General features: G+C 68.2%; 8 protein-coding genes. 4 read left to right on the top strand and 4 right to left on the bottom strand.

What is annotated here, in order from left to right; translation table 11 throughout:
- Positions 1-436: isocitrate/isopropylmalate family dehydrogenase (locus VD964_RS20660; protein WP_324870385.1), on the top strand; the 436-nt coding region annotated here is incomplete at its 5' end.
- 80 nt (positions 437-516) lie between these two features.
- Here the strand turns inward: VD964_RS20660 and VD964_RS20655 are convergent.
- Both VD964_RS20655 and VD964_RS20650 read right to left on the bottom strand, forming a co-directional pair.
- Positions 517-807 carry a general stress protein gene (locus VD964_RS20655; RefSeq protein WP_085088553.1) on the bottom strand — a complete coding sequence of 97 codons (291 nt, stop codon included), beginning with the start codon at positions 805-807 and terminating at the stop codon, positions 517-519.
- Positions 808-1099: 292 nt separating this feature from the next.
- Positions 1100-1981: a CoA ester lyase gene (locus VD964_RS20650; RefSeq protein WP_324870384.1), complete on the bottom strand. Its 882-nt coding sequence runs from the start codon at positions 1979-1981 to the stop codon at positions 1100-1102.
- 192 nt (positions 1982-2173) lie between these two features.
- On the opposite strand from VD964_RS20650, the gene pdxY reads away from it, so the two are divergent.
- On the top strand, positions 2174-3034 hold the full coding sequence (pdxY, locus tag VD964_RS20645) for a pyridoxal kinase PdxY (protein ID WP_324870383.1): 861 nt from the start codon (positions 2174-2176) through the stop codon (positions 3032-3034).
- A 39-nt stretch (positions 3035-3073) separates the two neighbouring features.
- On the opposite strand, the gene VD964_RS20640 is transcribed toward pdxY, so the two are convergent.
- Positions 3074-5353 (bottom strand): sensor histidine kinase, encoded by a 2280-nt coding sequence (locus tag VD964_RS20640; RefSeq protein ID WP_324870382.1) that lies wholly within the window; start codon positions 5351-5353, stop codon positions 3074-3076.
- Positions 5354-5629: 276 nt separating this feature from the next.
- Between VD964_RS20640 and zapE the strand changes: the two genes are divergently transcribed.
- Entirely contained in the window at positions 5630-6802 is a 1173-nt protein-coding gene (gene zapE / locus VD964_RS20635) for a cell division protein ZapE (protein WP_324870381.1), read from the top strand.
- Positions 6803-6806: 4 nt separating this feature from the next.
- On the opposite strand, the gene lipA is transcribed toward zapE, so the two are convergent.
- Positions 6807-7781: a lipoyl synthase gene (gene lipA, locus VD964_RS20630; protein ID WP_324870380.1), complete on the bottom strand. Its 975-nt coding sequence runs from the start codon at positions 7779-7781 to the stop codon at positions 6807-6809.
- Positions 7782-7938: 157 nt separating this feature from the next.
- On the opposite strand from lipA, the gene VD964_RS20625 reads away from it, so the two are divergent.
- Positions 7939-8200: hypothetical protein (locus VD964_RS20625; protein WP_324870379.1), on the top strand; the 262-nt coding region annotated here is incomplete at its 3' end.

The following is an 8200-nucleotide window of genomic DNA, read 5'->3' as shown; positions in this document are numbered from 1 at the left end:
CGACAACGGCGCCATGCAGCTGCTGAAGAACCCGAAGCAGTTCGACGTGATCGTCACCGACAACCTGTTCGGCGACATCCTGTCGGACGAGGCGGCGATGATGACCGGCTCGCTCGGCATGCTGCCGTCGGCCTCGCTGGGCGCCCCGGATGCCAACGGCAACCGCAAGGCCCTGTACGAGCCGGTGCACGGCTCCGCCCCGGACATCGCCGGCCGCGACCTCGCCAACCCCTGTGCGACGCTGCTGTCCTTCGCGATGTGCCTGCGCTACTCGTTCAACCTGGACGAGGACGCGAAGCTGATCGAGCGGGCCATCCAGAACGTGCTGGGCGGCGGCATGCGCACGGCCGACATCATGGCCCCGGGCATGGCGCGCTGCTCCACCACCGTCATGGGCGACTCGATCCTGCGCGAACTGGACAAAGTGGCGTCCTGATCGGCTTTCCGGACTGCATTCAAGAAAAAGCCCCCGTCCGCAAGGACGGGGGCTTTTTCGTCTGCACGGATCGCAGCGTTTCAATCGCCCCCGGCAGGGCGGTCGGCCGACCGTCCGCCATGGCTCGCCTGTCCGCCCTTGCGGCCGGCTTCCGCCGCCAGCGAGGGGTTCTTGGAGAAGCTGCGCGAGGAAGCGGGCACGCTGCGCCCACCCTTGCGCCCGGCTTCCGCGGCGAGTTCCGGGTTCTTCGAAAAGCTGCGTTTGTCGGCCGGCACGCTTTCGCCACCCTTGCTGGCAATTTGGCGTTGCCGATCAGGGTCCATCGACGCGAATCCGCGGCCCGACGTACGATTGCTCTCTTTCGAGGCCATAACCAACCTCCGACTGTGCCTTGCTGATTCGACAACCGGACAGCCGTGGGTTGGTTCCAAATAACGAACAATTTCTGCAACCGCTATTTTTTCGGTATGACCAGCATTGTGGAGTGGGGAAGTGGTTGCGGCGGATGCCCCCTCCCTAACCCTCGCCGGCCGAAGGCCGGTCCGATCGTGGGAGAGGGGACTGCCGCTACTCCTTTGCATCGCTTTCCAAAGCTCCTACTCCCTCCCCCGCGAAAGCGGGGGAGGGATGGGGAGGGAGCATAGAACGCCTCCAGAAGAAAACTCACCCCACCGCTTCCATCCTCCCGATCGCCTCGGCCAGCGCCACCAGCCGTCGGGCGTTTTCGACATGCAGGTTCTCCACCAGCTTGCCGTCGACCAGCACCACGCCCTTGCCGGCGGCGGCGGCCTCCGCATGGGCGGCGATGATGCGGTGGGCGTGGGCAATCTCGTCGGCATCGGGGGCGAAGGCGGCGTTGCAGGCGGCGATCGTCTTGGGGTGGATCAGCGTCTTGCCGTCGAAACCAAGCTCACGCCCCTGTCGGCAGGAGGCGGCGAAGCCCTCGTCGTCGTTCAGGTCCAGATGCACGCCGTCCAGCACCGCCAGCCCATAGGCGCGCGCCGCCAGCAGGCAGAGCCCCAGGCTGGTGATCATCGGCAGCCGCTGTGCCGTATGGGCGGCATGCAGATCCTTGGCGAGGTCCGATGTGCCGAGAACCAGCGCTCCGACGCCGGGGGAGGCTCCGGCGATCTCCTTCACGTTCAGGATGCCGAGCGGCGTTTCCATCATGCACCAGATCGTCTGGCCGGCCGGTGCCCCGGCGGTACGCAGGACCGCCTCGGCCTGCCGCACCGCGTCGGCGCTCTCCACTTTCGGCAGCAGCACCGCGTCGGCACCGCTGGCCGCCGCCATGCGCAGGTCGTCATAGCCCCAGGGGGTGTTCAGCCCATTGACGCGGACGATCAGTTCCCGCCCGCCATAGCCGCCGGCAACAAGCGCCTGGGCGATGGTGTCGCGCGCCGGGGCCTTGGCATCGGGGGCGACCGCATCCTCCAGGTCGAGGATCAGACCGTCGGCGGGCAGGCTGCGCCCCTTGTCCAGGGCGCGGGCGTTCGAGCCCGGCATGTAGAGCACGCTGCGGCGGGGGCGGACGGTCGTGGCCATGGCGATATCCCGGAACTGCGGATGGTTGGAGAAGGCAGCTTTAGCCGTGCGTCCCCGCCCTGTCCATGGGCCAAGCCGCCACAGCAGACGGCCGGCGGGGGCATATGCATGGCAGCCATGCCGCTGTCTCCCGGCATCGCCGTGGAGTCGGCGGCTTTACGCCCGGCGGACCGTCGCTTAGGCTTCATCCCCATGAAGACCGTCCTCACCATCCAATCGCACGTCGCCTATGGCTATGTCGGCAACCGGGCCGCGGTGTTCCCGCTGCAGCGGCTGGGGATCGACGCCACGGCGGTGAACACCGTCCAGTTCTCCAACCATACCGGCTACGGCGCCTGGACCGGGCAGGTCTTCACGGCGGAGCATATCGCGGACATCGTCGACGGCATCGCCGCCCGCGGCGTGCTGCCGGCGCAGGATGCGGTTCTGTCCGGCTATATGGGCGCCGTCGAACTGGGGCAGGTGATCGTCGAGACCGCCGCGCGGGTGAAGGCGGCCAATCCCAAGGCGGTCTATTGCTGCGATCCGGTGATGGGCGATGTCGGTCGCGGCTTCTTCGTGCGGCCCGGCCTGCCGGAGTTCATCCGCGACCATGCGGTCCCCGCCGCCGACCTGATGACGCCCAACCAGTTCGAGTTGGAGTATCTGACCGACCGCAAGGTGGCGACGCTGGATGACGCGCTGGCGGCGACCGCCGCCTTGCGCGCCCGCGGACCGCGGCTGGTGCTGGTCACCAGCCTGACCCGCAGCGACGCCGATCCCGACAGCATCGAGATGCTGGTGGACGGTACGGATGGCGCCTGGCTGGTGGCGACGCCGCGCCTGACCTTCGATCCGCCGCCCAACGGTTCGGGCGACGCGGTGGCGGCGCTGTTCCTCGCCCATTACCTGAAGGACTTCGATCCCGCCGATGCGCTGGAGAGGGCGGCGGCGGCGATCTTCGCCATCTTCGAGACGACCAAGCGTCTGGGCACGCGCGAACTTCAGCTGATCGCCGCCCAGGACGATTTCGTCGATCCGCCCCGCCGCTTCGCCGCCACCCGCCTGCGCTGAAGTCCGCCTGGGCTGAAGCCCGGCGGCTTTGCCCGGCCGTCAGGCGGCACCGACGGTCCAGTCGCCCATCTTTGACGGATGATCCGCAACCCGCGAGGGCGGCAGCCGGATCGTCATGGTGGTGCCGGTGCCGGGCGTGCTGTCGCAGGTCAGCGTGCCGCCATGCAGGTCGATGAAGTTCTTCGAGATCGACAGGCCCAGCCCCGTCCCCTCGTAACGGCGGTTGGCCGCGTTGTCGGCCTGACGGAAGGGCTGGAACAGGTCGGCCATGAATTCGGGCGGGATGCCGATGCCGGTATCGGCCACCGACAGCCGGAACCCGCCATCCCCATTTCCTTCCTGGTCCAGGCCGGCGGTGATGGTGACGCTGCCGCCGCCGGGCGTGAACTTCACCGCGTTGGACAGCAGGTTCAGGATCACCTGCTTGAACGCGCGCTGATCGACCCAGAGCGTGGCGACGGTTCCGGTCACGAGGTTGTTCAGCACCACGCCGCCGGAGGCCGCGCGGTCGCGCACCATCATCAGGCAATGGCCCACCGCCTCGTGGACCTCGACCGGTTCCTCGCACAGTTCGAACTGGCCCGATTCCAGCTTCGACATGTCCAGCACGGCATTGACGATGTCCAGCAGGTGCCGGCCGCTGTCGTGGATGTCGGCGATGCAGGATTTCTGCCGCTCGTTGACGGTGCCGAAGAACTCGCTGTCCAGCACCTCGGCGAAGCCGATGATGGCGTTCAGGGGCGTGCGCAGCTCGTGGCTCATGTTGGCCAGGAACTCGCTCTTGGCGCGGTTCGCCAGTTCCGCCTGGGTCTTGGAGGCGATCACCTCCGCTTCCTGCTGTTTGCGGCGGGTCATGTCACGGATGACGCCGACATAGATGCGCGGCTCCTCCGGACTCGGGGCCGGACTCGGGGCCGGGCGCCGCGCGCCGGCTGCGGAGGGGTAGGGCGCGGCGGCACAGGGACCGGCGCCCAGCCGCAGGTCGCTGACCGTGAAGCCCACCGGAAAGGCGCGGCCGTCGCGGCGCAGGGCGGTCAGGTCGCGGTCGTTGGCGCCGCCGCGGGCATCGGGGATCAGCGCCTCGATCGGCTGGCCGATCATCTCCCGCTCCGGCACGCCGAACATGACCTCGGCGGACCGGTTGAAGGTGACGATGCGGCCCGCCGTGTCGAAGGTCACCACCGCGTCCAGCATGGAATCGAGGATGCCGCGGATGCGGCGGGAGGCACGGGCGAGCCGTGCCTGATCCTCCTCCCGGCGGGCGTGCTGGCGGACGACGAAGGCGGTCAGCAAGGCGATGGCGATGGTCATCACCGTGCCGATGGCGGTCCAGGCCGCGGTGTCGCGCTGCCAGTCGGCCAAAACCGCCCGCACCGGCAGGGTCGCCACGATGACGAACGGATAGCCCTGCACCCGCCTCACGCTGATCAGGCTGTCGCCCGCACCGCTGCCGGGCATGGCCGTCGCCGAGGTCGCCGCACCCGAGGATGCAGCCGCGGGCGCGGTCATCGGGGTGCTGTCGCGGATGGTGGCCTCGTCCTGGGCCGCCAGGGCGCGCTGCACCGCCGGCCAGTCCGCCAACCGGGTCAGGCCGATGCGGTCCTGCGGCCGTTCCAGCAGAACGGTCCCGTCCTCCAGCGCCAGGATCACGCTGCCCTTGCGGTCGATGCGCTGCGATTCCAGCGTCGCCGCCAGCCGCGTCGGATCGACCAGTGCCACCAGCACCCCGCGGAAGCGGCCGTTCGCGTCGGTCCAGCGCCGGCTCAGTGGGATGACGCGGGTGCCGGGCATCACCAGACTGCCGATGGGCGCGCCCACCAGCAGGCCAGGGCTGGCGCGGTCGCGTGCATTGGTGAAATAGGTGCGGTCGGACAGCGGGAAGGACGGCAGCGGGGCGTCGGCGGAATGGTGCAGGGCAATGCCGTCGCTGCCGACCACCACCAGGTCCGCCAGTTCGCCGAAGGAATCGCGGTTCCGGCGGAGATGGTCGTGAATGGCGGCACTGCCGCGCCGTCCGCCGTCGGCATGGGTGTCGAGCGCGAAGGCCAGATCGCTCAACAGCCGGTCCACCGAGAAGGCGGTGCGCAGGGTCTGTGCTTCCAGCATGCGGGCGAGGTCGCGGGTCGCGCGCTCGCCCGCATCCAGGGCTTCCCTCCGGCCCTGGAGGATGCCGTAGCCGATCAGCGCGTTCACCACCAGGATGAAGGCGAGGCCGGAGGCGGTCATCAGGAAGCGCACCGACCCCAGACGGCCACGCAACGCCCGCGCCAGACCGGCGTTGGAACGATTGGTCGGGAAGGCGGACCCGGAAGCGGGCATCGGTGCGGCGGTTTCCTGTCTGGCGGGCGGCTCGACTGCGCCGGAACATTGATCGGACGAACACCCTAATGAATGTGTCACCGAACGGAAACAGGGGCCTCCCCACTGCGCTTAGATGCCGCGCCGCTGGCGTCCACCGAACCGCTCCGCGCAACCGCTGCACACGCCACCCTGCCATTCCCGCCGCTGCTCCCGCCCGTGCGGGTCGGCGGTTGCCGGGAGCGGTTCCATCCGTTAGGTAAGGGGCATCTTGGCAGCCGGATCGCGCATATCCCCATGACCGACGGACCGCTTTCGCTCTACCGCGCCCGCCGCGGCAGCGGCACGCTTCGCCCCGATCCCGACCAGGAACTGGCGGCGGAGAAGTTCCAAAGCCTGTATCAGGCGCTGAAAGGCTATCAGCCGCAGCCCGCCGGCGACGACAAGCCCGCCGGGGGAGGGTGGCTGGAACGGTTCGGGCTTGGCCGCCGCCGCGCCGCGCCGCCGCCGCCGGACATTGCTTCGACCGCGCCGCAGGGGCTGTACATCTACGGCAGCGTCGGGCGTGGCAAGTCGATGCTGATGGACCTGTTCTTCGAGACGGCTCCCGTCGACAAGAAGCGGCGCGTCCACTTCCACGAATTCATGCTGGAAATCCACCAGCGCATCCATGACCACCGCCAGTCCGGCAAGGGAAAAGGCGACGGCCCGGACGAGGCGCTGCCGGAACTGGCCCGCGCATTGGCGGACGAGGCGTGGCTGCTCTGCTTCGACGAATTCCACGTCACCAACATCGTCGACGCGATGATCCTGGGCCGGCTGTTCACCAACCTGTTCGACCTGGGCGTGGTGGTGGTCGCGACCTCCAACTGGCCGCCCGACATGCTGTACAAGGACGGGCTCCAGCGCGAGTTGTTCCTGCCCTTCATCGCGCTTCTGAAGGACAAGCTGGACATCCTGTCGCTGGACGGCCCGACCGACTACAGGCTGGACCGCTTGAAGGGCGTGCCGATCTATCACCACCCGCTGGGGCCGACATCGGATGCCGCCCTTGCCAAGGCCTTCTCTGACCTGACCGGCGGTGCGGCGGGCGAGCCCTGCAGCCTTACGGTTCAGGGACGCCGCGTGGAGATCGATCGTGCCGCCAAAAGCGTGGCCTGGGTCGATTTCTGGAACCTGTGCGGCAAGCCGTTGGGAGCGGCCGACTATCTGGCCATCGCCACCCATTTCCACACGGTCCTGATCGACCATGTGCCGACGATGAAGGACGAACTGCGCAACGAGGCCAAGCGCTTCATGACGCTGATCGACGCGCTGTACGAGCACAAGGTCAACGTCGTCATCGCCGCCGAAGGCCCGCCCGAACGTCTCTACCCGGAAGGTACCCACGCCTTCGAGTTCGAACGGACGGTGAGCCGGTTGATGGAGATGCAGAGCGAGGATTACCTGCAAAGGCAGCATTTGACCTGAACGGTCACTCTCCTTCCGCTCGCACCATCTCCGCAGCTTTCTCCCCCGCCCGCCGCCGCAACTCCTCAAAGTCGCGGCCGGCGTGGTGGGAGGAGCGGGTCAGCGGGGTCGCCGACACCATCAGGAAGCCCTTCGCCCGCGCCACCGTGCCGTAGCGCTCGAACTCCTCCGGCTTGACGTGGCGGGCGACCGGGTGGTGGTTGGGGGTGGGGCGGAGATACTGGCCGATGGTCAGGAAATCCACCCCCGCCGCCCGCAGGTCGTCCATCACCTGCAACACCTCCGCCGGCTCCTCGCCCAGACCCACCATGATGCCGGATTTGGTGAAGATGGACGGGTCGCGCTCCTTCACCCGCTCCAGCAGGCGCAAGGAACCGTAATAGCGCGCCCCCGGCCGCACGTCGGCATAGAGCCGCGGCACCGTTTCCAGATTGTGGTTGTAGACGTCGGGCCGGGCGTGCGCCACCGTCTCCACCGCGCCGGCCTTGTTGCGGAAATCGGGGGTCAGCACCTCCACCGTCGTGGCGGGGGAGGTGTCGCGGATGCGGGCGATGCAGCGGGCGAAATGCGCGGCACCGCCGTCCGGCAGATCGTCGCGGTCGACCGAGGTGATGACGACATGGGCGAGGCCAAGCTCGCCCACCGCCTCGGCCAGCCGGTCCGGCTCGTGGGGGTCGAGCGCGTCCGGCCGGCCGGTGGCGACGTTGCAGAAGGCGCAGGCCCGCGTGCAGATCTCGCCCATGATCATCATGGTCGCGTGCTTCTGGCTCCAGCACTCGCCGATGTTCGGGCAGGCCGCCTCTTCGCAGACGGTGACGAGGCCATGCTCGCGCACGATGCCGCGCGTCTCGTTATAGCCGGGGGAGCCTGGCGCCCTCACCCGCAGCCATTCGGGCTTTCTCAGAATCGGGGTGTCCGGCCGCGCCTGCTTTTCGGGGTGGCGGGGCCGGGTGCGGGTGGTGTCGATCACGGTGACCATGCGGCCTAGATCGGACTTTCCGCGTTATGGATCAAGCACCTCCAAAGACTTGAGGCGCCCGGATCACCGATTGTGACACATCTTTTCAACCATGTTCCCGACAGCTAGGGTTCCCGCCACGAAAGACGGCAGTGAACATTCGGGAGTTCAAACCTGTATGCCGCGTGCTTTTGACGCGCGGGATGGCGAGCGGTCCGTCTTTGACGCCTTGCTCGACGCCCGTGACCGGTACGGCGCCAAAAAGCCGATCCTGGAGGACCAGGAACGTAACCCGCTCACCTACACCGATCTGATCCGCGCCAGCTTCGCGCTGGGCCGAAAGATCGCCGCGGTGACCGAGCGGGGCGAACGCGTGGGCGTGCTGCTGCCGTCCAGCGCGGGGGTCGTGGTCACCTTCTTCGCCCTGCACGCCTTTGGCC

It is taken from the genome of Azospirillum sp. (assembly GCF_035628975.1).
In the GTDB taxonomy this organism is placed as follows: domain Bacteria; phylum Pseudomonadota; class Alphaproteobacteria; order Azospirillales; family Azospirillaceae; genus Azospirillum.
Note: the sequence above shows the minus strand (reverse complement) of the source record. Positions and strands in the feature narration are given on the sequence as shown.